Below are 24,114 nucleotides of genomic sequence, written 5' to 3'. Positions count from 1 at the left end.
TGCCGGTCGGAACCGCACGACGGATCCCGGCTGTGACGGTGAACGCCGTCCCTCTACACGTATACATCCCGAAGGAGTTCCATGCTTTCGCCCGAGTCGGCCGCAGTCGTTCGTGCCACCCTGCCCGCCGTCGGCGGCGCCCTGGACGAGATCACCACACGCTTCTACGGCACCATGTTCGCCGAGCAACCCGAACTGCTGGACGGCCTGTTCAACCGCGGCAACCACGCCAGCGGCGAACAGCGCCGGGCTCTGGCCGGATCCATCGCGAGCTTCGCCCAGGCCCTGCTGGCCAACCCCGACGCCCGCCCGGACGCCCTCCTGGCCCGGATCGCCCACAAGCACGCTGCGCTGGGCGTCACCGAGGACCAGTACACGATCGTCCACAAGTACCTGTTCCGCGCCATCGGCGACGTCCTGGGCGATGCCGTCACCCCGGAGGTCGCCGGCGCCTGGGACGAGGTGTACTGGCTGATGGCCGGCGCCCTCATAGCCCAGGAGGCCCGCCTCTACCAGGAAGCGCAGGTCGACCCCCGGCACCCGTGGCGCGAGTGGACCGTCGTGGAGCGGCGGGAGGAAACCCCGGACGTGGTGTCCTTCCTGCTGCGCCCGGCCGACGACGACCCCCTGCCCCAGGCCCGCGCCGGCCAGTACGTCAGCGTCAAGGTGCTCATGCCCGACGGCATCCACCAGACCCGCCAGTACAGCCTTTCCAACGCACCCGGCGACCGCCTGCGGCGCATCACCGTCAAGCGGGTGGCGAGCGTCACCGACGCCCCCGAGGGCGAGGGCGCGAGCGACGGCGCCGTTCTCGACCTCGCCGACCCCGGTGAGGAAGACACTCGCATCGTCCTGCGCGAGTACGACGACAGCGCGGAGAGCCAGCGCTGGCGGTTCGTCCCGGCCGAGCCCGAGCGCACCAGCGACCCCGTGCTGCGCTGGTCGGCGCTGAGCCACTGGAACGGCCGTAGGTCCAGGCGGCTGGACCACTCGGCCGCGCTGCGGCCGGCGCCCGACGCGACGCCCGCCTTCAGCGACATGCTGCTGGTCCTCGAACAGTTCGGAAGCGACAAGGACGCCGGCGGATGGAAGGGCGACAGCACCATCCGCTCGTACGACGGGCGACCGGGCGGCTGGGCCGGGGCCGGTGCGCGTTTCCTCGCCGACACCACGGGGACAGGCAAGGCGGACATCGTCGGGCTCAAGTCCACGAAGGGTGCGGTGACGTCGTCCAGCAGAGGCGACGGGACGTTCGACGACGAGCGCCCCCTGCACCAAGGGGCGACCTCCCCGAACCCGGCGGACCTGTGGTCCCTCGTGGACATGACGGCAACGGCAGGCCCGACATGGTCGTCCTGTGCACCGGCGGCGTCCGTATGTCCACCCAGGACGAGGACGGGACGTTCGCGCCCGCGGGCGGCGAGCTGGTCCTCAAGGCGTTCGGCCACGGCAAGCAGGCCGGCGGCTGGCTTGCCGAGAGGCATCCGCGCTTCCTCGCCGACACCACCGGCAACGGCAGGCTCGACATCATCGGCTGCCATGACGACGGCGTCTGGGTCTCCCTCCAGGACGAGCACGGCACGTTCGCCGAGCCCCTGTACGTCCTCGACGACTTCGGGGCCGACCAGGGATGGACCTCGGTCGACGAACACCCCCGGTTCGTGCTCGCGACCACCGACGGCGGCGCAGCGGACATCGTCGGATTCGGCCCCCAGGGCGTCACTGTCGCACGCGGCCTCGGCGATGGCGCCTTCGAGCCCCCGAAGCTCGTCCTGAACGACTTCGGGCACGCTCAGGGGTGGACGAGCAAGAAGCACCTCCGATTCCTCGGTGACGTCACCGGCGACGGCACCCCCGACATCGTCGGCTTCGGCGACGAAGGGGTCTGGGTGTCGCACAACCGCGGCGACGGCCACTTCGACCAGGCCCAACTGGTCTGCCGCGGCTTCGGATACAACGACGACGCCGGCGCCTGGCGGGTCGACCACCACCCCCGCTTCCTCGCCGACATCACCGGAGACAAGCGAGTCGACATCGTCGGCCTCGGCGGCCCGGGAGTGTACGTGGCCCGAAACCTCTTCCGCCGCTTCAGGACCCGATAACTCCGCCCAAAGCGGGTGGCGCAGGTAGGCAGTCGTCGGACGTACAGGCACCCCGGCCACTCCACTGAGACAGCTCAGCCACTCCGGCCGGACCCGTAGCACCAAGGGTGCTCCCAGGGCACATCCAGGGCACATGAGCCTGGGAAACGGCGTCGACCTGTGAGAACTACCGAGAGGAGTTTTCGCAGGTCAACGCACATTTCACCGAGAAATCCCAGGTCAGCTCCCTGCCGCCCCCATTCGCTGCGCTGGTGGCAGCAGTGGACGCGCTGATCGCGTCGGTCGTGTGGGGCGCCGGCAACGGCTCCCCGACATGGCGGCCAGGCCCCAGGGCGGTGACGGGCGTGGCAGCCCACGAGGGGGTCGGTACACAACCTCGCGGACGCCCGTCGCGCCGCGCAGCACTTCGCCGACCGGTCGGGTCTGCATGTCGGGGAGGTCATGCGGTTCAGCAACGGCTACTACGCCCAGCTCCTCGACGCCCACGGCAAGGGCGCTACCGAGGTCCTCATCGACTCCGGCAGCGGCTTGGTCCGGCCGGAGATCGGTCCGGCCATGATGTGGAACACCGCTTACGGCATGATGCCCACTCGTGCTCAGCCTGGTACCGCGGCGATCGAGCCTGGGCAAGCAGTGCGAATCGCCGACCGATGGCTGAGCGAACACCACACCGGTCTGCATGCGGCGGAGTCCTCGGGCTGGTCATCCCCAAGAACTGGACCGAGGCGGCCGGAATCAGCGAACACATGTACCACCTCGGCGCGGTCGTCCTGGGCACGATCGCGGGCGTCGCCACGCTCGGCGGGCTGGCCATCCTGATCTACCGGCGCCGCACCGTCGGCCCGGTCTTCTCCGCCACCACCCGCAATGACAAGGCGATGTACGTCTCCCTGACGCTGACGCTGACGATCGCGCTCGGCCTGTCCGCAACCGTCGCGGCCAACCTCCTTGGCGGCGGCTATGACTACCGCGAGACCATCTCCCTCTGGTTCCGCTCCATTTTCTACCTCCAGCCCAAGCCCGACCGGATGACCAGCGCCCCGATCCTCTTCCAGCTCCACGCGATCAGCGCGATGCTGCTCTTCGCGGCCTGGCCCTTCACCCGCCTGGTGCACATGCTCACCGCGCCGATCGGCTACCTCACCCGTCCCTATAGCGTCTACCGCAGCCGCGACACCCAGCTTGGCGCTCGCCCTCCCCGCCGAGGCTGGGAGCGCGTGGGCTGACCATTTGCCCACCGGTGTGCGTCGATCGTCACTTCCCGAAGGCGCTGGCCCGAACGGCGTGGCATCACCCTTCGGGAGGAGCTGGTGACAGTCGTGTCGGGCGCACTGCGGATCAGCAGGGCCGTGACGACGGCGAGCGCGGCGACGGTCGCGCCAGTCGCTCACAGCCGATCGATCGCGGCCTCCACACCCTTCGTTCGAGGCAGGTATTCCTCCGAAGGCTTGTGACCTCAACGCCTGTCGGGGAGCGAGTTCCGCTCCAACACTTCCTTCATCCGCTCGTGGCAGGCGAAGTCGCGCCGCAGCGGCGGAGCGTGGACGCGTTGCACGAGGATGGACCAGATACCGGCCCCTACCCCGACGATGGCCCGTATCAACAGCCAGACCAGTGCTCCCACGGGCACGCCTCCTTCGGGCCGTGTGTGCGGACACCTTTCCGGCCTCCTCTGCGGTAAACGGGGTGAGTCCTGGCGTTCTGACTCAACGGGGGCGTGTTCGCGAGGAAGGCTCCTGCCTTGTTTCGAGGGATGCTCTGTTCGGGCGTGTGCTCCGCAGGGTGTGGCCCGAACGGCCCTGTCGGGTACCCGGTGCGTCGGCGGAGGGTGAGTCGTACAGAGACCGGCACGTACGACACCCCCGGCCGCTGTCCCGACACGGAAAGGAAATCCCGATGTCCGTCGACACGCAGCAGGCGCCCACCCGGCTTGAGGAGGACGAGCTGAGGTCGCTGGACGCCCACTGGCGCGCCGCGAACTATCTGTCCGTCGGCCAGATCTACCTCATGGCCAACGCCCTGCTGACCGAACCCCTCCGTCCCGAGCACGTCAAGCCGCGGCTGCTGGGCCACTGGGGCACGTCTCCCGGCCTGAACCTGGTGCACACCCACCTCAACCGCCTCATCAAGGCCCGCGGTCTGAATGCCCTCTGCATCTGGGGCCCGGGCCACGGCGGACCGGCCGTGCTGGCCAACTCCTGGCTGGAGGGCTCGTACACCGAGACCTACCCGGACATCACGCGCGACGCGGCCGGCATGGCACGGCTGTTCAAGCAGTTCTCCTTCCCCGGCGGAGTGCCCAGCCACGTCGCGCCGGAGACCCCGGGCTCGATCCACGAGGGCGGCGAGCTCGGCTACTCGCTCTCCCACGCCTACGGCGCCGCCCTCGACAACCCCGGCCTGCTCGTCGCCTGCGTCATCGGCGACGGCGAGGCCGAGACCGGACCGCTGGCCGCTTCCTGGCACTCCAACAAGTTCCTCGACCCGGTCCACGACGGCGCCGTCCTGCCGATCCTGCACCTCAACGGCTACAAGATCGCCAACCCGACGGTGCTGTCCCGGCTCCCCGAGGCCGAACTGGACTACCTGCTCAAGGGCTACGGGCACGACCCGATCCACGTCACCGGGGACGATCCGGCGTCTGTCCACCGCGCCATGGCGCAGGCCATGGACACCGCCCTGGACCGCATCGCCGCCATTCAGTGCGCCGCCCGCGAGGACGGTGCCACCGACCGTCCGCGCTGGCCCGTCATCGTGCTGCGCACCCCGAAGGGCTGGACCGGCCCGGCCGAGGTCGACGGCCTGCCCGTGGAGGGCACCTGGCGCGCCCACCAGGTACCGCTGGCCGCCGTCCGGGACAACCCGGATCATCTGCGGCAGCTGGAGGAGTGGCTGCGCTCGTACCGGCCCGAGGAACTGTTCGACGAGCATGGCGCCCCGCGCGCCGACGTACTGGCCTGCATCCCCGAAGGAGCCCGTCGGCTCGGCGCCACTCCGCACGCCAACGGCGGACTGCTGCTGCGTGAACTGCCTCTGCCCGAACTGGAGACGTACGCGGTTCCCGTCGACAAGCCGGGCGCCACAATGCACGAACCCACCCGGGTCCTCGGCGACATGCTCGAGAACGTCATGGCCGCCACCGCGGACCGCCGCGACTTCCGTCTCGTCGGCCCCGACGAGACCGCCTCGAACCGCCTCCAGGCCGTGTACGCGGCCAGCGGCAAAGCCTGGCAGGCCGGCACGCTCGACGTGGACGAACACCTCGACCGGCACGGCCGCGTGATGGAGATCCTGTCCGAACACACCTGCCAGGGCTGGCTGGAGGGCTACCTCCTCACCGGTCGGCACGGGCTGTTCTCCTGCTACGAGGCGTTCGTGCACATCGTCGACTCGATGGTCAACCAGCACATCAAGTGGCTGCGCACCACTCGACGGCTGCCCTGGCGTGCTCCGATCGCCTCGCTCAACTACCTGCTGACCTCGCACGTGTGGCGTCAGGACCACAACGGGTTCTCCCACCAGGACCCGGGCTTCGTCGACCACATCCTCAACAAGAGCCCCGAGGCTGTGCGGGTCTACTTCCCGCCGGACGCCAACACCCTGCTCTCGGTGGCCGACCACGCCCTGCGCAGCAAGGACTACGTCAACGTGATTGTGGCTGGCAAGCAGCCCTGCTTCGACTGGCTCTCCATGGAGGAGGCGAAGGTCCACTGCGCGCGCGGAGCTGGTATCTGGGAATGGGCGGGCAGTGAGGACGGCTCCCGAGAGCCGGACGTGGTGCTGGCCTGCGCCGGCGACGTCCCGACCCAGGAGGTGCTCGCCGCCGCCCAGCTGCTGCGTCGCCACCTGCCCGAACTGGCCGTGCGCGTGGTGAACGTCGTCGACATCGCCCGACTGCTGCCCGGCGAGGAACACCCGCACGGCATGAGCGACTTCGAGTACGACGGCCTCTTCACCCCGGACAAGCCGGCGATCTTCGCGTACCACGGCTACCCGTGGCTGATCCACCGCCTGGCCTACCGGCGTACCGGGCACCGCAACCTGCACGTGCGCGGCTACAAGGAGATCGGCACCACGACCACGCCGTTCGACATGGTGGTCCGCAACGACCTCGACCGCTACCGCCTGGTCATGGACGTCATCGACCGTGTCCCCGGCCTCGCGGTCCGCGCGGCGGCCGTACGCCAGAACATGGAGGACGCCCGCCAGCGCCACCACGTCTGGATCCGGGAACACGGCATGGATCTGCCGGAGGTTGCCGACTGGACGTGGGATGGCTGACCTGCCGGCTGCCCTCTCAGACGCCCCGGCCGCGCGACAGGGCAGCCGGGGCGTGCGGGGTACACGATCTCTACGTGAGAGATACACCGAGATCGACGTTCGTCATGATCGGCCAGAACCGGCAGGCGGCTTTTCAGCAGATGAAGGCCGACCACGACTTCATCGAGCAGGAGTTGGCACTCAAGACCAACACCGAGCTGACTCGGGCCATCCACATGATGACGATGGAACTCCACAGGCGTCTGATCGGCGACGGCGGCGAGCCGTAGCCGCCAACGGCTCTCGGTGACCTTCGCGTCTCGGCTGATCCGCTCGCCGGAATGCAGGCTGTCCGTTGTCAAGAAGCGGTGTTGAAAGCCCGTCGGCTGAGGGGAAGTTAACCCTGGGGAGCCGTTCTCCCAGTTCTCTTGCGTCGAAGCCGCTGCCTACCCTCAGATGAATCGATCATGCCCCTGAGTCCTCAGCCAGCCCGCAGCCACATCCGCACCTACCGCGCGCGAGGACATACCGTCATCGAATAGCGGGGAGAGATCGACATCGTGGCGGCGGCCGAGATCATCCCGGTACTGGACACCGTCACCGAACCGGCTGCTCCCTCCGTCATCGTCAGTCTCCTTGATGTGGACTTCTTTGACTGCTCCGGTCTGCGCCTGCTGTGCCGCGCCCGCCGCAGGGCGGAGGAGCGTGGCGGACGGCTAGTGCTCGTGTGCACACACCCTCTGACCCTGCGCATCCTGCAGATCGTCCACCTGATTGCGGTGTTCCCGGACTACGAGACGCTGGACGAAGCCCTTGACCGGCGGGAAGCGTCAGCCTGTTGACGATAGCGGAACGACCCACTCGACGACGGTACCGCTCGGCTGGTTCGCCGAGACGCTGAAGCTGCCGCCCAGCTCCTCCGCGCGCTTGCGCAGGTTGGCCAAGCCGCTGCGGCGGTTGATCGCCGGGTCGATTCCGTGGCCGTTGTCCGCTACTCGCAGCTTCAGCTCGCTGTCGGTGACCTCGACGGTGACGTCGACGGTGCCGGCGTGCGCGTGCCGGGCGGCGTTGGACAGGGCCTCGGCGAGCACGGCCAGCAGTTGCTCGGCCTGGTCGGCGGAGACAACCGTGTCCAGCAGCCCGGTCATGCGCAGAGCGGGAGTGAAGCCGAGCGATTCGGTGGCCCGTTCGGTGGCCGCGACCAGCTCGGCGCGCAGCCCGCTGCCGCGACGGGACTGATCGTGCTCGCGCAGGGCGTAGATGGTGGACCGGATGATCTTGATGGTGTCGTCCAGGTCGTCCACGACACGCTGGATCCGTTCGCTCACCTGCGGCCGGTCGGAGACCCGCCCCAGCGTGGACTGCAGCGACAGCGCGCCGGCGAACAGGCGCTGGATGACCAGGTCGTGCAGGTCCCGGGCGATCCGGTCGCGGTCGTTGAGGACGACCATGCGCTCGGTGTCGCGCCGGTGCTCGGCGACGTCCAGGGCCAGTGCGGCCTGGTTGCCGAACCCGGTGACCATGTCGATGACGGCGTCGGTGAAGACGGGACCGCCGGGTAGGTTCGCGACCTGCAGCACGCCGCGGACGTGCTCGCGGGTGCCGAGGGGGACGAAGAAGGCCGGCCCGAGCTCCACAACCGAGGCGCTGCCGCCCTCGGCGCGCGGGTCGGCGCTGACGGCCTCGCTGGTGATCGTCTCGCCGGACGTGTAGACCTTGGCGGCCAGTGTCGAGGCGGGCAGCAGTAGCCCGCGGACATCTTCTGCCGGCGCGCCCGAGGCGGCCTCGATGACGAGCTCGCCCTTGTCGCCGACCGGTACGGCCAGGGTGACCAGGTCCGCGCCGGCGATCTCGCGCACGGTGGTGGTGAAGGAGTCCAGTACGGCGGCGGGCTCCGCGCCGGACAGGAGGCTGCGGGTAAGTTCGTTGCTGGCGGCCAGCCACCGCTGCCGGCGGTGCGCGTCCTCGTACAGCCGGGCATTGTCGATCGCCACACCGGCCGCTGCGGCCAGGGTGCGCAGCACCGCCTCGTCGTCGCTGTCGAACTCCGCGCCGCGCTGCTTGTTAGTCAGGTACAGGTTGCCGAAGACCTGATCACGCACGCGGACGGGGGCGCCGAGGAAGCTGGTCATCGGCGGGTGCCCGTCCGGGAAGCCGACGGACGCCGAGTGGTCCGCCAGGTCCGCCAGACGCAGCGGCTCCGGGTGACGGATGAGCAAGCCCAGGATGCCCTCGCCGCGCGGGTAGTGCCCGATGCGTGCGATGGCCTCCTCGTCCATGCCGACGGTGACGAATTGCTTGATCGTGCCTTCCTCGCCCAGCACGCCGAGCGCCCCGTACTGGGCGTCGACCAGAGCGACCGCCGACTCCACGATGCGGTGCAGCACCACCTCCAGGTCGAGGTCGGAGCCGACCGCCAGCACCGCGTCGAGCAGCGTGTGGACCCGGTCCCGGGCTGCCCGCACCTGCGCCACCTGCTGCTGCAGGTCGTCCAGCAGTACGTCCAGCCGCAGCTGTGGAGACATCCCGGATGCCTCCACCTCACGCGGACCTTGCGCGCGTTCGTCCACCACAGCTCCCCTCACCGTCTTGCGGCACACTCCCCAAGGATGCCCGACGTGCCGAATCCGTTCGACGGCACCCGGTAGGTAGCGTGGGGGCGGCTCACGAGCGGTTGGCTGCCGGCGGGTCGTCGCACGGGCAGGACCCGTGACATTGGGAGGTACATGGACGAGAGCCCTGTTTCGGGCTGCTTCCGGCGGCGTCGTACAAGGGAGAGTCGGGCAACATCCAGTAGGCATCCGATAGACGGGCGAATCTTGGCCGTGGCTGCCGGTCCACGTCGCTGCTGGTCTCCTGCATGGAGACTTCAACGGTCTTCGGGCTGCCGGGCCACTGCTGATTGCAGACGTCGGTGGGCGCCCACCACGATGGGCAAGAGGGGGAGAGCAGTCCCGGTGGCATCGACCGCGTGCATCGGCAGCCAGGGACATCGGTTGAGCCGGGTTACCGGGGCGGTGTGCGCAAGGCGAGGATGGCCAGGTCTCCGGTGATCATCTGCTTCCGCTTGGAGTGGCGGTCGGCGAGCGCTCCGGCGTGCAGCGCCAGGAGCGCGGGCGGGAGTTGGCCTAGAAAGGTGACCCAGGCGACCTGGGCGGGGATGGCCTTCAGCTCGAGCACGGCCAGCACGGGGATGGCCATCGAGCTGATCGAGCTGCCGGCCACGCTGGCGGCCTGGCCGGTCAGGTACCGCCGGAAGTCCTGGTGTTGCCGCAGCGAGGGCCGACCAGCGGGTGAGACGGGGGCACACGGGGAGGACATGGCGCAGCTCCTCGGCGTTTCCCGGGCGGATGCCCGGCGCGACCGCGGCTGCCCGATCACGTTGCCCGGACAACCCAGGCGCCGTGGTGTTCGCGCCCGGCCGCTGCCCCGGATACAGGCACGGGGAAGAAGCACCTTCCGCCGCACACGAACGGGGGCGTCATATAGCTGTGAGTCGGTCAGCACACGGTCCGCAGCCAGACGGGGCACCATGGCGGTGCGCTGCGTGCTCGCGATGGCGGACAGGTCAGAGAAGACGATGCTTTTCCGTGGGCGCGTCCTCATGCGCGTGCCTGCCGCTGCTCGTGACCACACCGGACATCGAGACCCAACTCCCGGCAGCCGGAGGCGACTTCCGAGCCCGTGAACCCGGCGCCGATCACCAGCACCCGAGACACACCTCCGGCCAGCTTCCGGGTCAGACGCGCGGAGTCGTCGCGGGTGCGCAGCACGAACACCCCGTCCAGCGCTGCCTCTTCCGGGTGGAACCAGGGCCGCGCCCTGGTCCCGGTGGTGATCAGCAGCCGGTCGTAAGGGACGCTGTCGCCGTTCGCCAGGATCACCCGCTTGCCGTCCCGGTCCAGTTCCTCGGCGGCGACGCCCAAATGCCACTCGGCGTCGATGTCGCGCCGCCGCGGCAGCGCCGTGTCCTCCGGCCTTGCCCGCCCGAGCAACGCCTGCTTGGACAGCGGCGGCCGGTCGTAGGGCTCGTACGGTTCGTCGCCGATCATGGTCAGTGATCCGGTGAATCCCTTGTCGCGCAAGGTCTCCGCCGCGCGCAGACCGGCCAGGGAGGCGCCCACGACGACAATTCGGGCCTGGCGCCGCAGGACTTAGACGTCCGTGTCAGCCGACATGGGACTCCACGCCCTTCGTCGGCTCGTCGGAGTAGTCGACCAGGATGGCCTGGACCAGGCAGGCCGCAGCGGCCTCTTCCACCCGGTCACGGTGTTCTTCGTCGAAGCGAGGGGAGAACAGCAGCGCTTCTTCCCCGTGGAGGGAGAAGACGTCCGGGGCGAGAAAGACGCACTGGGCGAATCCCTGGCACCGGTTGAGATCGACGACAAGCCTCATCTGGAACCCGCTCCCTTCACGGGCCGAGGCAGCCACGGGCTCCGCGACCCTCTGCGCTCGGTCCGTACGGTTGACCCAGACGCCCCTTTCTCCCAGGGGCACCCCCTGCCGAGGGGGTAGCAAGCCGGTACTTTCCTTGCCGTATTCACCCGGCGGGCCACGAGAGCAGCACGAAGCCCTCTGCCGCCTCCCCGCCCCTGGAGCCAGGAAGGCGCCGACGAAAACAGCCGAACGGCCGCCCACCTCGGATCCGCCATGCCCAACGAACACCGGCGCACCCGACCGCGGTGACCGGCCGCGTTGCCGTACGCCTGCCCGAGGCAAGCCCATGATCGGGCAGGCGAGTTGAAGCGGACGGGGCCGTCCTACGTCCGGCCGACCATGGCGGCGGGCCGGACGATGCGGTCGAAGTCCTCCGCGCTGATGTAGCCGGAGTCCACCGCCGCCGCGCGCAGGGTGGTGTCCTCTTTGTCGGCCTTGTGGGCGATCGCGGAGGCCTTGTCGTAGCCGATCACGGGCGAGAGCGCGGTGACCAGCATGAGGGACCGGTCGACGTAGGCGTCGATCTGGTCCCGGTTCAGCTGGATGCCCTCAACGCAGTATTCGCGCATCTTGGTGCAGGCGTCGGCGAGGATGCCGGCCGCGTGCAGGAAGTTGTTGATGATGACCGGGCGCATGGCGTTGAGTTCGAAGTTGCCCTGGGTGCCGGCGAAGGCGATGGCCTCGTCCTCGGACAGCACCTGGATGCAGACCATGACCATGGCCTCGCACTGGGTCGGGTTGACCTTGCCCGGCATGATCGAGGAACCGGGCTCGTTCGCCGGGAGGATGAGTTCGTCGAGTCCGCAGCGGGGTCCGGAGGCCAGCCACCGGATGTCGTTGGCGATCTTCATCAGGGGCACCGCCAGGGCGCGCAGCCCGACGGACGCGCCGGCCATGGCATCCAGGCCGCCCTGGGCCGCGAACTTGTTCTGCGCGGTGGTGAACGGGTACCCGGTCGCCTCGGCGATCTCGGCCGCGACCTGCTCGCCGAATCCGGGTGGGGCGTTGAGCCCCGTCCCGACCGCGGTCCCGCCCATGGCGAGCTCGTACAGGCCCTCGGCGGATGCGGTGACCCGGGCGACGGCTTGGTGCAACTGGTGTGCGTAGCCGGACCATTCCTGTCCCACGGTGAGCGGGACGGCGTCCTCCAGGTGGGTGCGGCCGATCTTCACCACGTCGTGCCACTGGCGTGCCTTGGTCTCGATGGCATGCTGCAGCGCCCGCACGGCGGGCAGCAGGTGTTCGTGTATCTCCTTGACCGCGGCGATGTGCATGGCGGTGGGGAAGGTGTCGTTGGAGGACTGCCCCATGTTGACGTGGTCGTTGGGGTGGACCGGGGACTTGCTGCCCAGTTCGCCGCCGGCCAGCTGGATGGCGCGGTTGCTGATCACCTCGTTGGTGTTCATGTTGGACTGGGTCCCGGATCCCGTCTGCCACACGTACAACGGGAAGTGATCGTCCAGTTCGCCCGCGATGACTTCGTCGGCCACCCGCCGGATCAGGTCGGCCTTCCAGGCCGGCAGCCGTCCGGCGCGCCCGTTGACGGAGGCGGCGGCCTTCTTCACGTAGCCGTAGGCGTGGTAAACCGCTTTGGGCATCCGATCGTCGCCGATGGAGAAGTGGATCAGGGACCGCTGCGTCTGGGCACCCCAGTAGCGGTCCGCGGGAACGTCGATAGCGCCCATGGAGTCGGTCTCCCGCCGGGAGCCGGACGCGTGCAGCCCGATGGGGATGTCGCGGATCCGCGGGGCTTCGTCCTGAGCGGCCGGCCCGGCCCGGTCGTCGGCGGAGTGTTCCGTGTTCATGCTGCGGCTCCGTCGGTGTAGACCGGCTGCCACATGGCCTCCCGGACAGCCTCCGCGATGTCGACCGGCTTGGAGGTGGCCACGCCGTCGTCGAGCGCCGCCTTCACCACCGCGGTCGCCGTGATCGCGGAGGACTCCCGGAGGTTGTCCACTGCCGGCAGGAGGGAGGCACCCGGCCCCGAGGGGTCGACCTGGTCCGCGACCGCCTGAGCCGCCGCGAGCAGCATGCCCGCGGTCACCTGGGACGCACCGGAGACGATCGCGCCCAGGCCCAGACCCGGGTACAGCAGCGCGTTGTTGGCCTGCCCGATCCGATAGGTCACGCCCTCGTACTCCACGGGCGGGACGGGTATGCCGGTCGCGACGAGCGCCTTCCCCCCTGACCAGGCGATGACGTCGGCGGGCATGGCCTCGATCCGGGAGGTGGGGTTGGAGATCGGGAAGACGATCGGCCGCTCGGTGCCTTCGGACATGGCCTCGACGACCTCGCGGGTGAACGCGCCGTGTGCGGTGGACGTGCCCAGCAGAATCGTCGGCCTGACCCGGCGAACCGTCTCCAGCAGTGAGATCGCGCCCTCGTGCCTCGCCCAGTCCGCGGCCTCGGCCGGATCGCGCGCGTAGGGCTGCTGGAAGTCGCGCAGGTCGGTCATGTCCCGGGTGAGCAGCCCCTGTTTGTCGACGAGCCACACCTGGGCGATGGCCTGCTGCTCATCCGCGCCGTCGCGGATCATCGCGTCGCGCAGCTGGTCGGCGATGCCCACCCCGGCGGTCCCGGCACCGAAGACGACCAGCTTCTGGTCCCGCATCCGCACGCCGCTGACCTTGACGGCGGACAGGGCGGCCGCCAGCGTGATGGCCCCGGTGCCCTGCATGTCGTCGTTGAAGATGCGGTATCGGCCGCCGTACTGCTCCAAGATCCGCCGTGCGTTGCTGGGCCCGAAGTCCTCGAAATGCAGAAGCGCGTCGGGGAACGTGGACGACGCGGTCTCCAGGTACTTCTCGATGAACGCGTCGTAGTCGGCGCCACGGACGCGTGGGTGACGGTTGCCCAGGTAGAGCGGGTCCTCCAGCAGCGATGTGCGGTCCGTGCCCACATCCAGCGACACGGCAACGACGCGGCGCGGGTCGATGCCCGCGGCGGCCGTGTACACCGCGAGCTTGCCGACGGAGATCTGTATCCCTCCCACTCCCCAGTCGCCGATGCCCAGGATCTGCTCGGCGTCCGTGCACACGATCAGGTCGACGTCCTCGGGTCCGAGCGCAAGCGTGGCGAAGGCCTTCTCCATGTCGTCGGGCCGGTCGATGGACAGGAAGATGCCGCGCGGGCGCCGGTATTCGTGCGAGTACTGCTCGATCGCCTCGCCCACGGTGGGGTCGTAGACGATCGGCAGCAGCTCGGCGAGGTGTTCGGCGAGGACCTTGAAGTACAGGGTTTCGTTGCGGTCGTGGAGCTGTTCCAGAAAGACGTTCTTGGCCAGATCGCTGCCCTGAGCCTGCATCTGCTGGTAGGCGCGCTGGGCCTGCCGCTCCAGCGTGAGCACTCCCGAGGGCAGGCGCCCGGTGAGGCCAAGGGCATCCCGTTCCTCCGGTGTGAATGCCACGCCACGGTTACGCAGCGGATCTACAAGTACGCCGGGGGTTGCCGGGGTCCGCGTGTGACTCTCGGTCATGAGAACTCCCTCTGTGTGAAGACCGTCCCGGCTCCGGGCAGGGCGACCACGCGGGCACGCCCCGTGCCACAGCCGTCGGCTGGGGTCGCCCGGGACGCGGTCGTGCCGTGCCCAGCACGCGGGCATCGCCGCGAAGGTCAGCGAGAGTGCGACCTCGATCGCAGTCGTGAAGGTCGGCGCAGTTCGGGGCGTCCCCATGTCGCCTGCTTCGCCACCCGGCACATCGCGGCGGGCGCCTGACCGCTGCCAAGGTATGAATCCAGGGTAACTACCCGCCGACGGGCCACGCCACTCCACTCGTCGACCCGTCGGACGACCAGCACCGCCGCATCGTCCTACTGGTCGGTCCACCTCCGCTGCGGCGTCGCAGAGGTGTTTCCGTGACCGCCTCTGCGTGCAACCCGTCACGGACGGCCAGGCGCTCCGCCGTCACGGTCGTCACCGTCCGCACCGCGATCCGTGTCCGCAGCCTGGTTCGCCGGGCCCGGACCACGGCGTGGAGGGTTGAGCGGGTGCGAGAGGAACGGGACATGACGGTCTCCTTGAAGGCAGTCGCCGGTGACACGGTCTTGCGGGAAGGCGGGTGTGCCGCGTTTCGAACCGTTCTGACCAGCGACGATGGTTGAACGACCACACGGTTGATGAAGCGTGCCGGCGGTGAGTTGGGCTGGTCGGCCGGAAGGGGCTGTGCAGTGCGCGGCGTCAGGCCGTGGAAGGGGTCGGGTATGCGCACCCGGGGGCGGCCCGGGCCGAGCCGGGCCGCTTTGGAGTGGGGTCAGGAGCCGCTGTGCAGGCCGGTGTAGAGGAAGCGGTTGGCCTGGTCGACGGCTGCCTTGGCGGCGTTGGTGTTGGCGAGGGCGTTGAGCATGGCGAAGTCGTGGAAGATGCCGGGGTAGCGGACGGTGGTGATGTCGTTGCCGGCGGCGCGGAGCTTGGCGGCGTACGCCTCGCCCTCGTCGCGCAGGACGTCGGCTTCGTCGGTGATGAGCAGGGCCTTGGGCAGGTCCTTGAGCTGGTTGAGGCTCGCGCGCAGCGGGGAGGCGAGGATCTGCTTGCGGTCCTTGGCGTTAGGGGCGTAGGCGTCCCAGAACCACTTCATGGCCTTGCGGGTCAGCCAGGGGCCGTCGGCGAACTGCCGGTAGGAGGCGGTTTCGAAGTTGGCGTCGGTGACGGGGTAGAAGAGCACCTGCTCGCGCAGGGCGGGGCCGCCGCGCTGCTTGGCCATGAGGGTGACGGCGGCCGTCATGTTGCCGCCGACGCTGTCGCCGGCGACGGCGATGCGGGAGCCGTCGACGTTGATCTCGTCACCGTGCTCGGCGACCCACTTCGTGGCCGCGTACGCCTGCTCGATGGCGATGGGGTAGCGGGCCTCGGGGGAGGGCGTGTAGTCGACGAAGATGACCGCGGCACGGGCGCCGTTGGCGATCTGGCGCACCAGCCGGTCATGGGTGTTCTCGTTGCCGAGGACCCAGCCGCCGCCGTGGAAGTACATGACGGCCGGGAGCTTGCCGCTCACACCGGCGGGGCGGACGATCCGGATGGTCACCTCACCGGTGGGTCCCACCTTGAGCGTGCGGTGACTGACATCGGCCGGCAGCTTGTCGACGGGCCCGGACTGCGCGCTGTCGAGCGCCTTGCGGGCGTCGTTGTAGGACAGCGTGTAGATCGGCGGGTTCTTCGCCGCCGCGGCGGCGAACGTCTGGGCGTCCTTCTCCAGGATCGGGGCGGTCGTGGTGGCGGAGGGCGCGGCGGGGGAGGCCGAGGCGTCGGCGGCGGCGATCGTCGCACCGGCGACGATGGCGACGGCCGCGGCGACGGCGATCTTGCGGTTGATGCGGACGGGGACGGTGCGCATGGGGAAGCTCCTGGCCCGGTGGCGCCTGGTACGCGCCACCAGATCGCTGAGGTGAGGTGAGAGGGGGCGGACTGAATGCGGGTGCGGTGAGGTGAGCGCGCTCAGACGGTGCCGAAGGCGGTGCGCAGGGTGGCGACGGCCTGGCTGATGGCGCCTTCGGCCGCGTGGGTCTCGCGCAGGGCGTTGAGCATCACGAAGTCGTGGATGATGCCCTGGTAGCGAACGGCGGTGACGGGGACACCGGCCTGGCGCAGCTTGTTCGCGTACGCCTCGCCCTCGTCGCGCAGGACGTCGGCCTCGCCGGTGATGACCAGGGCCGGGGGCAGGCCGGTGAGCTGCTCGGTGGTGGCACGCAGCGGGGAGGCCGTGATCTCGGCGCGCTGCCGCTCGTCGGTCGTGTACTGGTCCCAGAACCACTGCATGGCATCCCGGCGCAGGAAGTAGCCGGTGGCGAACTGGTGGTACGAGGGCGTGTCGAAGGCGGCGTCGGTGACCGGGTAGAAGAGCACCTGCTGCACCAGGGGGACGCCGCCACGCTCCTTGGCCATCAGGGTCAGCGCGGCGGACATGTTGCCGCCGACCGAGTCGCCGGCCACCGCGATGCGGCCGGCGTCCAGGCCCTTGGAGGCGCCGTCGGTGACGATCCAGCGGGCGACGGCGTAGTTCTGCTCGATGGCGACCGGGTAGCGGGCCTCGGGGGAGAGGTCGTATTCGGGGAAGACGACGGCCGCGCGGGCGCCGACGGCCAGTTCGCGCACCAGGCGGTCGTGGGTGTGGGCGTTGCCGAAGACCCAGCCGGCGCCGTGCAGGTAGACGATCACCGGCAGCGGTCCGTCGGCGTCGGCCGGGCGGACGATGCGGGCCCGCACTGATCCGGTGGGGCCGCCCTGGACGGTCACCCACTCCTCGGTGATCTCCGGCTTGCCGATCTCACCGGACTGGACCTCGTCGACGGCCTTGCGACCCTCCTGCGGACCCAGGTCGAACAGGTACGGCGGGTTGGCGGTGGCCTCGGCGAACGCGGCGGCGGCCGGCTCCAGCACCGGACCGGTGATGTTCTCGGACATGGGGACTCCTTGAGGTGATGCCGGGGCCGGTGGCCTCGACGGCTGGTGCGCCCGGCCGTTCGGCGGGCACGGATAGAACTGTAGTGCTCGATTTAGTCGTGCACAACTGAATCGAGTGCGACATGGTCGTGAGCGCCTGGAATGGGTAGGATGGATTCGGCTGATCACCGGAGGTAAGGACCGCACTCATGGGCCACAACGCGCGCCACGACACCGAACAGGGTTCGCTGCTCCTTCAGGACCAGCTCTGCTTCGCCCTGTATGCCGCCTCGCGGTCGGTCACGACCCGCTACCGGCCCCTGCTGGACGAGCTGGGGCTGACTTACCCGCAGTACCTCGTCATGCTGGTGCTGTGGGAGCAGGACTCGGTCTCCGTGCGGGATCTGGGCAACGCGCTCCAGCTGGAATCCAGCACCCTGTCACCGCTGCTCAAGCGCCTCGAAGCGGGCGGTCTGATACGCCGCGAGCGGCGCGCCGAGGACGAACGCTCCGTCGCCGTACGCCTCACCCAGGCCGGGGCGGATCTCCGGGAGAAAGCCCGCACGGTCCCCCTGGCCATCGGGGAGGCGATGGGTCTGACCCCCGAGCAGGACGCCACCGCGAAGCAGCTGCTCCGCCTGCTCACCGCGAACGTCAGTCACGGTTGAAGGACCGGCTCGCGGCCGCAGCGGCTGGGGGAGGGCTCGCTGTTGCGACCGCCCCGGCCGGACCTGCGGTTCTGGCCCCGCCGCGTGAGCGGCGGGGCCAGACTCGTTTCGTGGTGATGGAGGAATGGGCCGGGGAGACGGTCGGGCCGGATGTGTGGGAGACCTGCCGGGAGTTGATTCCGGCCGGGAGTGTGTTCGCGTTTCTGGCCGAGCACCGTGGTGCTCTGTTCCCGGCGGAGACGTTCGCGGACATGTATCCGTCGGCGAACGGGCGGCCGAGCATGCCGCCGCAGATCCTGGCCGCGGCGATCACGCTGCAGGCCCTGCACGGGCTGTCGGACTTCGAGACGGTCCAGGAACTGCGGTGTGACCTGCGATGGAAGGCCGCGTGCGGGCTGGGCCTGAACGACATGGCGTTCGACCCGTCTCTGCTGGTCTACTTCCGTCGCTGTCTGGCCCGCTCTGCCCGGCCCAACCGCGTCTTCGAGGCCGTGCGCGAGGTGGTGAAGGCCACCGGGGTCCTGGGCGGCAAGCACCGGCGGGCCTTGGACTCCACCGTGCTGGACGACGCGGTGGCCACCCAGGACACCGTCACCCAGCTCATCGCCGCCGTCCGCGCGGTGATCCGCGAAGTGCCCCACGCCGCCGAGGTCGCTGCCGTGCAGTGCACCGCGCACGACTACACCGATCCTGGCAAACCCCGCATCGCCTGGAACGACCAGCAGGCCCGCGCCGGACTCGTTGACGCCCTGGTCACCGATGCGCTGCGACTGCTGGGCCACCTGCCCGACCAGCAGCTGGGCGAGAAGGCCGCGAACGCGCTCGGCACCCTGGCGCTGGTCGCCGGGCAGGACGTCGAGCCGGCCGAGGACTCCGACGGCCGCGACGGACGCTGGCGCATCAGCCAGGGGGCCACTCCAGGCCGCGTCGTGTCCACCGTCGACCCCGAAGCCCGCCACATCCACAAGACCCGCACCCACCAGCAGGACGGATACAAAGCCCACCTGGCCATCGAGCCCGAGACCGGCTTATACACCGCCGTGACTCTGTGGCCCGGCATCGGAGCCGAGCACCACGAGGCCACCGTCGGCCTGGACCTGCTGGCCAACGAGGAGATGCCGGTGGACGCCTTCGGCGACACCGCCTACTCCGCCGGCGACATGCGCCAAGCCCTGCACCAGGCGGGGCACCGGCTGTCTTCAAGCCCGCCCCGCTGAGGCCCGCCGTCCCTGGCGGCTTCAGGCTCTTGCGGTCGTCATGGCAGGTCTTCGCGAAGCCGAAGGCGAGCGCGATCACGAAGCACACCGCGATGCGGGCAGTTCAGTCCTGGTGGCTGTAGGTGTAGAAGCCCTGTCCGGTCTTGACGCCCAGGTGGCCTGCGTCGACGTACTTCTCCAACAGCTCTCGCGGTCCGGTGGGCAGGGCCGGGTTCTCGGCGGCGTAGTGCTTCTCGATGTCCAGGACCACGTCCAGGCCGACCTGGTCCATCATCCGGAACGGTCCAGCCGGGGTACCAGTGTTGATCTTCCACATCTCGTCCACGTCCTGTGGCGTGGACACCCCCTCGGCGACCACTTCGAGGGCTTCGCGCTTGATGGCCGCCCAGATGCGGTTGAAGATGAAGCCGGTCGACTTCTGGTGAGCCTCGAACGCGTACACGCCGTACCGGGGCAGTTCCTTCTTGAGCAGTTCCATGATGCCCGGGGCGGTGTGGCCGTCGGACATGATGTCGATGGCGTTCTGCGCGGGCGGCATGTAGAAGTGCATGTTCAGCACCCGTTCCGGGTGCTCGACCTGGTCGATGAACTCGCTCGACGCGTAGGAGGAGGAGTTGCTGGCCAGGATCGCGTCGGGGGCCGCAGTGCGGTCGAGTTCGCCGAAGATCTCCTTCTTCAGGTCGAGGCGCTCGGGGACGGCCTCAACCACGAGCCAGGCGTCCGCGAGGGCTTCGGCCATGTCGTTGGTGACGACCACCGAGCCCGGCTTGCCGCCCTGGATCTTCGCGACGACCTTGGGCAGGTTCTCCTCGACATAGGCGCGCGCCGCTTCGCCGGCCTGCGCGGACTTGTCGTAGATCCGGACGAGCCCGCCGCGGTCGGCGAACATCAGCGCGATCCTGCGGCCGAGGGTGCCTGCGCCGATCACCGCGACCGGACGGCTCTCGATGTTCGTGGGGAGCGCGAAGGACATGCTGGTTCCTGCTCTCGTGGCGGCTGCTGCGCTGGTGAATCACCATTCGCAGCCTCAGTCTCAGCGCGCGCCATGCAGTCGGAAACCGGGGAAGACCGTTCGAGGCAGAGCTCAGCTGCGGCCGGACTCGATGGCATACAGCCTCTCCCGTGTCATCCATCCGGTCCGCCGGTCGGCCCATCTGCAGTCGCACCACCGGGCGGAGCCCACTGCCATGGAAGGCACGCCCGCTGGCCATGCCGAGAGACACGAGGAGAGCCAGATGTGGGACGAACTGCTGGCACTGACGGCCGTACCGGGGAGCGTGCTGCGGGTCAGCATCGCGGACGGCCAGGTGGAAACCCTGGTCCAGGACGCGGGCTCCGCCCCGGACGGGATCGTCGTCGAGGCCGGTGTCGTCTACTGGACCACCATGGGCACGCCAACGCACGATCCGGCCAAGGGCTCCGGGGAGGCGGCCCAGGACTTCTCCCGGCGCAACGGCGGCGTACACGCGGTACGTCTGGACGGCAGCGGCCGCCGGGACGTGGTCGAGCCCGGAGCGATCACCACCGGTAAGCAACTGGCGTCGGACGGCGCCGGGTTCCTGTACTGGGGCGACCGTGAGGGCTGCCGGGTGAGCCGAGTCCGGACGGACGGCAGCGGCCTGTCCGACCTGGTGGTCAACCCGCCCGGCGACATCTCGCAGGAATGCGTGGGCGTGGCTGTGGACCCCGTACGCGGGCACCTCTACTGGACTCAGAAGGGCCCGGCCAAGGGCGGCCAGGGCCGCATCTTCCGCTGCGGCCTCGAGCTCCTCGCCGGGGAGAGCCCCGAGCGGCGCAGCGACATCGAAGTGCTCTGGACGGGCCTGCCCGAGCCGATCGACCTGCACCTCGACGGCGACTGGCTCTACTGGACCGACCGCGGCGCTCCACCGGCCGGCAACACCCTCAACCGGGCACCGGTTCCGGCCGCGGGCGCCCCCGGCGGTACACCGCAGATCCTGGCGAGCGGGTTCGCCGAGACGATCGGCCTGGCCGTCGACGTCGACGCGGGCACCGCCTACGTGTCCGACCTCGGTGGACACATCCGCGCCGTCCCGCTGCCCGGCGGACCGGCCGACGGGCGAGGGGAACGCGACATCGTGTCCCTCCCTCACCCGCTGACCGGCATCGTCGGCATCAGTTGACCGCACACCCACATGGCCGACCGGACGGCCACCGACCTAAGGGGGCCGCGCAGGTAGGCGGCCGGTCATGGTTGGTGTTGTGGGCGTGTGTCCCAGCGGTGGGTGGTCCGGACCCGGCCGATCAGGCTACAGATGGCGATGATCGTGTCGGCGAGGCCGAAGAAGGCGTCGATCACCGTGTAAGACCGTCGGCGCCGGATAGAGCCGTCGCATCACTCGGAAGCCCCGTCTAGGATCCGCCGCGCCCTGCGCTCGACGAGGATCGGAACGAAGTCACGTACAGGCCGGTCCCTGAACGCGGCATAGGCACCGGCCACGACGGCTTCATTGTCGCGGTCCACCACCGTGACGCGGCGGAAATTGCACACCGCGGGCGGTGCGTCCACGAACGGACACACCGCCTGATGGGCCTGCAGCGCGATGCTGACGAGGCTCATCAGCAGGACGACATCGCCGTCACAGTCGAGGTGCACGGTCACCCACCGCGAACCGGGCACAAGCCGAACAGCCGTCGTCTCCCTGAGGTCTTCCGAGAAGCGCTGGATGACACGCGTCGTGAGGTGCAGGTCCACGTCGGGCCTTCAGCACAGCGGCCCGCACGGAGGAATGCCACCATGGCCGATCGCCGACATGGGACAGCGCCGTATGACGGATTGCCACCGCCGCAGGCGCCGCTCGCGTGGGCGGACGCGTATGAAACCTCCTGCGGCTTCGAGAGGTTGTTGATCACGATCCGGCCGGTGCGATGCTTCAGGATCGGGGGAATTCCATGGCGGTGGCGTGGACGCTGGCCGACAGCTGGCCCGTCCCGAGCAGCAGCTTTCCGGTCAGCGTCGTGACTGCGCCCCGTTGAACGCGGCGGTGACTTCGTGCGTCGTGACGATGGCGTGGGCGAAGGTGGGGCCGTTCAGTTCGTGTGCGGCGTGCATCATCTCGGGGCCAAGGGCCGCGGTGGCGTCACGGACCAGCGTCACGTGGTAGCCGAGCTCCTGGGCGAAACGCGCGGTGGCCTCGATGCAGGTGTTGGCCAGCAGGCCCACGAGCACTACGTGGGTGATGCCGTGCTGCTTGAGCAGGAAGTCCAGGTCGGTGTTGGCGAACCCGCTCGACCCCCAGTGCTCGTGGACTACCACCTCGCCCGGCTGCGGCTGGAAGTCGTCGTGGAACGACCCGCCCCAGGAGCCCCTGGCGAAGTGGTGCATCTTCTGGATCTTGAGCTGCGAGGGGCTCGGGAAGTCCCAGTCGTCGTAGTCACCCGGCTCCCAGCGACGGTGCGGCACGAACATCACGCGCACGTCGTTCTCGCGGGCCGTCGCGACCACGGAGCGCAGGTGGTCCAGCAGACCGACCTTGGTCGCCACGGGTTCCAGGTGCGGCCAGACCTTGCCGCCCTCTGAGAGGAAGTCGTTGAAGGGGTCGACCAGCAAAACCGCGGTGTGGCACGGGTCGTAGGTGTCGGACATGGTTCCTCCTGAATCTAGATGATGTATAACATCTAGATTCAGGATTACTCTTGTCATCCTGAGTGTCAAACAGGGAGCCGGAGGAATCTCGGGGTAAGGATCTGCGGCATCGCGTGGCTGCCCGGTCGTTTGCGCCGCGGAAAAACCGCGAAAGGGCCGTGAGAGATCGCGGGAGACAGGACCCTCCCCGCCCTGTGCTCAGTTTGCGGGAGCCCGGGGCGCGCCGCAGCATGGGCCGGACGTCCCAGGTGCACATCCGCCCGTCGAGCCTGTGGACGCATCCCGTGGGGGCACCCCGGGCCATGCGCCGGGTGGGCGCGGCCTCGGACGAGGTGATCGGTCCCGGTGCCTCACCGGGTAGGCGACCGCCAGATGCGAATGGGAGCTGATGCCTCAGGAACCTGCGAACGAGAACCCCACGGACGGGTTCGGCGCCCGGATGCCCCGCCGGGACGTGCTGCGCGCGGCCGTGGCGGGCGAGGTGTCACGCTGACCGGTGCCGTGACACCTCGAGGCGGGTCACCGAGCGCCATGCCCGCCCCGACGTCCGAAGGCCTCGGCGCCGTCCAGTGGGCGCCCCGCTCGTAGGGGCTCACCAGGACGTTCACGCGGGTTGGCACTGCTCCTGGTGCACGGCTGGCCCGAGACCTCGAGACTTGGTACGTCTGGCGCCTAATGATGCCGACGCCGGCCAGGCACTTTACGGTCCTCGCCGTCGACCAGCCCGGTAACCGGCTGTCCAACAAGCTCAGGGACGGCTACGACACCCGTACCGCCCAGTCGTTCTTCGAGCCTCTCGGAGGCCAGCTGTCCGACAGCCCTGCTGAACCGTTCGGTCACCTTCCCACGCCTCCTTCCAGGTCCATCGACTCGCACACCTGCCGCGCACGCAGCGGATGGTCGGCCGCGGTGAACACCGCCATGATCTGCTGGTAGGCCGGGTGGTCCGGCAGTTTCAGTGCCGGCGGCGCGGGCGGCCCGGGGTCGGGCAGCGCCAGCAGCGTCTTGCGGGTGATCCGGACTTCGTCGGCGGCCCGGCCGAGTTCGTCGAGCTGGGAGGTCAGCTGCGTGATCTGTTCCCGCATCGTCTCGGCCTGCGCGGCGATCTCGCGTTCCCGCTCCTCCAGTCGTGCCAGCACCGCGCCGAGCGTCAGCTCCCCGCCGGTCATGCGGTGCGCCAGGCGGGTACGGTCGCCGCGGTCAGCCGTCGCAGTATCACCGCGGTCATCGCCCAGTACACCCGCGACTCCGAACTGCGGGGCAGGTGCTCGTAGTCGCGAACCAGCCTGCGGTGCAGCATCAAGATCCCATAGGCGCGTTCCACGACCCACCGCCTGGCCTGGGGAACGAACCCGGTCTGCGTGGGATTGCGCTCCACGACCTCCACCTCGATGCCCACCGTCTCCCCGTGCGCGACGACGGCGTTCTTGAAGCCCTGGTCGACCAG

General features: G+C 69.4%; 19 protein-coding genes and 4 pseudogenes. 9 read left to right on the top strand and 14 right to left on the bottom strand.

What is annotated here, in order from left to right; translation table 11 throughout:
* Nucleotides 1-81: 81 nt before the first annotated feature.
* From ACH47Z_RS38270 to narI, 3 genes and pseudogenes are all read left to right on the top strand, one after another.
* Nucleotides 82-789: pseudogene (locus tag ACH47Z_RS38270) on the top strand (globin domain-containing protein); the annotation flags it as partial.
* A gap of 872 nt (nucleotides 790-1,661) precedes the next feature.
* A complete protein-coding gene (locus tag ACH47Z_RS38265) occupies nucleotides 1,662-2,102 on the top strand; it encodes an FG-GAP repeat domain-containing protein (RefSeq protein WP_399082322.1) in 441 nt (146 codons plus the stop codon).
* Between the two features lie 650 nt (nucleotides 2,103-2,752).
* Nucleotides 2,753-3,328 (top strand): respiratory nitrate reductase subunit gamma, encoded by a 576-nt coding sequence (narI, locus tag ACH47Z_RS38260; RefSeq protein ID WP_399082319.1) that lies wholly within the window; start codon nucleotides 2,753-2,755, stop codon nucleotides 3,326-3,328.
* A 230-nt stretch (nucleotides 3,329-3,558) separates the two neighbouring features.
* Here the strand turns inward: narI and ACH47Z_RS38255 are convergent, their stop codons facing one another.
* The gene (locus tag ACH47Z_RS38255) at nucleotides 3,559-3,726 is read right to left on the bottom strand and encodes a hypothetical protein (RefSeq protein ID WP_399082316.1); all 168 of its coding nucleotides are present in this window, start codon (nucleotides 3,724-3,726) and stop codon (nucleotides 3,559-3,561) included.
* 272 nt (nucleotides 3,727-3,998) lie between these two features.
* Between ACH47Z_RS38255 and ACH47Z_RS38250 the strand changes: the two genes are divergently transcribed.
* The 3 genes from ACH47Z_RS38250 (at nucleotide 3,999) to ACH47Z_RS38240 (ending at nucleotide 7,204) form a co-directional block, all read left to right on the top strand.
* On the top strand, nucleotides 3,999-6,383 hold the full coding sequence (locus ACH47Z_RS38250) for a phosphoketolase (protein ID WP_399082313.1): 2,385 nt from the start codon (nucleotides 3,999-4,001) through the stop codon (nucleotides 6,381-6,383).
* 104 nt (nucleotides 6,384-6,487) lie between these two features.
* Nucleotides 6,488-6,652, top strand: coding sequence for a hypothetical protein (locus ACH47Z_RS38245; RefSeq protein WP_399082310.1), 165 nt, complete (start codon nucleotides 6,488-6,490; stop codon nucleotides 6,650-6,652).
* 261 nt (nucleotides 6,653-6,913) lie between these two features.
* A complete protein-coding gene (locus tag ACH47Z_RS38240; protein ID WP_399082435.1) occupies nucleotides 6,914-7,204 on the top strand; it encodes an anti-sigma factor antagonist in 291 nt (96 codons plus the stop codon).
* On the opposite strand, the gene ACH47Z_RS38235 is transcribed toward ACH47Z_RS38240, so the two are convergent.
* From ACH47Z_RS38235 to ACH47Z_RS38200, 8 genes and pseudogenes are all read right to left on the bottom strand, one after another.
* Nucleotides 7,193-8,887, bottom strand: coding sequence for a GAF domain-containing protein (locus ACH47Z_RS38235; RefSeq protein WP_399082307.1), 1,695 nt, complete (start codon nucleotides 8,885-8,887; stop codon nucleotides 7,193-7,195). The two genes, ACH47Z_RS38240 and ACH47Z_RS38235, sit on opposite strands and share 12 nt — an antisense overlap.
* 481 nt (nucleotides 8,888-9,368) lie before the next feature.
* A complete protein-coding gene (locus ACH47Z_RS38230) occupies nucleotides 9,369-9,683 on the bottom strand; it encodes an MFS transporter (RefSeq protein WP_399082304.1) in 315 nt (104 codons plus the stop codon).
* Nucleotides 9,684-10,000: 317 nt separating this feature from the next.
* Nucleotides 10,001-10,513 (bottom strand): annotated as a pseudogene (locus tag ACH47Z_RS38225) (FAD-dependent oxidoreductase); the annotation flags it as partial.
* Between the two features lie 16 nt (nucleotides 10,514-10,529).
* Nucleotides 10,530-10,757, bottom strand: coding sequence for a ferredoxin (locus ACH47Z_RS38220; protein ID WP_399082301.1), 228 nt, complete (start codon nucleotides 10,755-10,757; stop codon nucleotides 10,530-10,532).
* A 365-nt stretch (nucleotides 10,758-11,122) separates the two neighbouring features.
* Complete coding sequence (gene fumC, locus ACH47Z_RS38215; protein ID WP_399082299.1) at nucleotides 11,123-12,604, bottom strand: class II fumarate hydratase; 1,482 nt, start codon at nucleotides 12,602-12,604, stop codon at nucleotides 11,123-11,125.
* Nucleotides 12,601-14,274: an NAD-dependent malic enzyme gene (locus tag ACH47Z_RS38210; RefSeq protein ID WP_399082296.1), complete on the bottom strand. Its 1,674-nt coding sequence runs from the start codon at nucleotides 14,272-14,274 to the stop codon at nucleotides 12,601-12,603. Before ACH47Z_RS38210 ends, fumC begins: the two co-directional genes overlap by 4 nt.
* A 775-nt stretch (nucleotides 14,275-15,049) precedes the next feature.
* Nucleotides 15,050-16,129, bottom strand: coding sequence for an alpha/beta hydrolase (locus tag ACH47Z_RS38205; RefSeq protein WP_399082293.1), 1,080 nt, complete (start codon nucleotides 16,127-16,129; stop codon nucleotides 15,050-15,052).
* Between the two features lie 101 nt (nucleotides 16,130-16,230).
* On the bottom strand, nucleotides 16,231-17,196 hold the full coding sequence (locus ACH47Z_RS38200; RefSeq protein ID WP_399082290.1) for an alpha/beta hydrolase: 966 nt from the start codon (nucleotides 17,194-17,196) through the stop codon (nucleotides 16,231-16,233).
* A gap of 188 nt (nucleotides 17,197-17,384) precedes the next feature.
* Here ACH47Z_RS38200 and ACH47Z_RS38195 point away from each other — a divergent pair, with 188 nt between their 5' ends.
* Nucleotides 17,385-17,843 (top strand): MarR family winged helix-turn-helix transcriptional regulator, encoded by a 459-nt coding sequence (locus ACH47Z_RS38195; RefSeq protein ID WP_399082287.1) that lies wholly within the window; start codon nucleotides 17,385-17,387, stop codon nucleotides 17,841-17,843.
* Between the two features lie 116 nt (nucleotides 17,844-17,959).
* Nucleotides 17,960-19,089 (top strand): annotated as a pseudogene (locus ACH47Z_RS38190) (transposase); the annotation flags it as partial.
* A 74-nt stretch (nucleotides 19,090-19,163) separates the two neighbouring features.
* On the opposite strand, the gene ACH47Z_RS38185 reads toward ACH47Z_RS38190, so the two are convergent.
* On the bottom strand, nucleotides 19,164-20,033 hold the full coding sequence (locus tag ACH47Z_RS38185; RefSeq protein ID WP_399082284.1) for a 3-hydroxyacyl-CoA dehydrogenase family protein: 870 nt from the start codon (nucleotides 20,031-20,033) through the stop codon (nucleotides 19,164-19,166).
* Nucleotides 20,034-20,295: 262 nt separating this feature from the next.
* On the opposite strand from ACH47Z_RS38185, the gene ACH47Z_RS38180 reads away from it, so the two are divergent.
* Nucleotides 20,296-21,204, top strand: a complete 909-nt coding sequence (locus ACH47Z_RS38180; RefSeq protein WP_399082281.1) for a hypothetical protein — start codon at nucleotides 20,296-20,298, stop codon at nucleotides 21,202-21,204.
* Between the two features lie 212 nt (nucleotides 21,205-21,416).
* Here the strand turns inward: ACH47Z_RS38180 and ACH47Z_RS38175 are convergent.
* The 4 genes and pseudogenes from ACH47Z_RS38175 to ACH47Z_RS38160 form a co-directional block, all read right to left on the bottom strand.
* Nucleotides 21,417-21,779, bottom strand: a pseudogene (locus ACH47Z_RS38175) (three-helix bundle dimerization domain-containing protein); the annotation flags it as partial.
* A 252-nt stretch (nucleotides 21,780-22,031) separates the two neighbouring features.
* On the bottom strand, nucleotides 22,032-22,667 hold the full coding sequence (locus ACH47Z_RS38170) for an isochorismatase family cysteine hydrolase (protein WP_399082278.1): 636 nt from the start codon (nucleotides 22,665-22,667) through the stop codon (nucleotides 22,032-22,034).
* Between the two features lie 836 nt (nucleotides 22,668-23,503).
* Entirely contained in the window at nucleotides 23,504-23,836 is a 333-nt protein-coding gene (locus ACH47Z_RS38165; protein ID WP_399082275.1) for a hypothetical protein, read from the bottom strand.
* Nucleotides 23,833-24,114 (bottom strand): transposase (locus tag ACH47Z_RS38160; RefSeq protein WP_399082272.1); only part of this gene is annotated, 282 nt, incomplete at its 5' end. The genes ACH47Z_RS38165 and ACH47Z_RS38160, both read right to left, overlap by 4 nt.

The organism is Streptomyces sp. NPDC020192 (assembly GCF_044388685.1).
GTDB lineage: Bacteria > Actinomycetota > Actinomycetes > Streptomycetales > Streptomycetaceae > Streptomyces.
Note: the sequence above shows the minus strand (reverse complement) of the source record. Positions and strands in the feature narration are given on the sequence as shown.

What these genes read in the sequence shown, in the direction of transcription:
- ACH47Z_RS38180 (WP_399082281.1), top strand. Translation starts at nt 20,296, where the DNA reads ATGTGGGACGAACTGCTGGCACTGACGGCCGTACCGGGGAGCGTGCTG.
- ACH47Z_RS38230 (WP_399082304.1), bottom strand. Translation starts at nt 9,683, where the DNA reads ATGTCCTCCCCGTGTGCCCCCGTCTCACCCGCTGGTCGGCCCTCGCTG.
- ACH47Z_RS38235 (WP_399082307.1), bottom strand. Translation starts at nt 8,887, where the DNA reads ATGTCTCCACAGCTGCGGCTGGACGTACTGCTGGACGACCTGCAGCAG.
- ACH47Z_RS38200 (WP_399082290.1), bottom strand. Translation starts at nt 17,196, where the DNA reads ATGTCCGAGAACATCACCGGTCCGGTGCTGGAGCCGGCCGCCGCCGCG.
- ACH47Z_RS38165 (WP_399082275.1), bottom strand. Translation starts at nt 23,836, where the DNA reads ATGACCGGCGGGGAGCTGACGCTCGGCGCGGTGCTGGCACGACTGGAG.
- ACH47Z_RS38210 (WP_399082296.1), bottom strand. Translation starts at nt 14,274, where the DNA reads ATGACCGAGAGTCACACGCGGACCCCGGCAACCCCCGGCGTACTTGTA.
- ACH47Z_RS38220 (WP_399082301.1), bottom strand. Translation starts at nt 10,757, where the DNA reads ATGAGGCTTGTCGTCGATCTCAACCGGTGCCAGGGATTCGCCCAGTGC.
- ACH47Z_RS38170 (WP_399082278.1), bottom strand. Translation starts at nt 22,667, where the DNA reads ATGTCCGACACCTACGACCCGTGCCACACCGCGGTTTTGCTGGTCGAC.
- ACH47Z_RS38245 (WP_399082310.1), top strand. Translation starts at nt 6,488, where the DNA reads ATGATCGGCCAGAACCGGCAGGCGGCTTTTCAGCAGATGAAGGCCGAC.
- ACH47Z_RS38250 (WP_399082313.1), top strand. Translation starts at nt 3,999, where the DNA reads ATGTCCGTCGACACGCAGCAGGCGCCCACCCGGCTTGAGGAGGACGAG.
- ACH47Z_RS38205 (WP_399082293.1), bottom strand. Translation starts at nt 16,129, where the DNA reads ATGCGCACCGTCCCCGTCCGCATCAACCGCAAGATCGCCGTCGCCGCG.
- ACH47Z_RS38185 (WP_399082284.1), bottom strand. Translation starts at nt 20,033, where the DNA reads ATGTCCTTCGCGCTCCCCACGAACATCGAGAGCCGTCCGGTCGCGGTG.
- fumC (WP_399082299.1), bottom strand. Translation starts at nt 12,604, where the DNA reads ATGAACACGGAACACTCCGCCGACGACCGGGCCGGGCCGGCCGCTCAG.
- ACH47Z_RS38195 (WP_399082287.1), top strand. Translation starts at nt 17,385, where the DNA reads ATGGGCCACAACGCGCGCCACGACACCGAACAGGGTTCGCTGCTCCTT.
- narI (WP_399082319.1), top strand. Translation starts at nt 2,753, where the DNA reads ATGGCTGAGCGAACACCACACCGGTCTGCATGCGGCGGAGTCCTCGGG.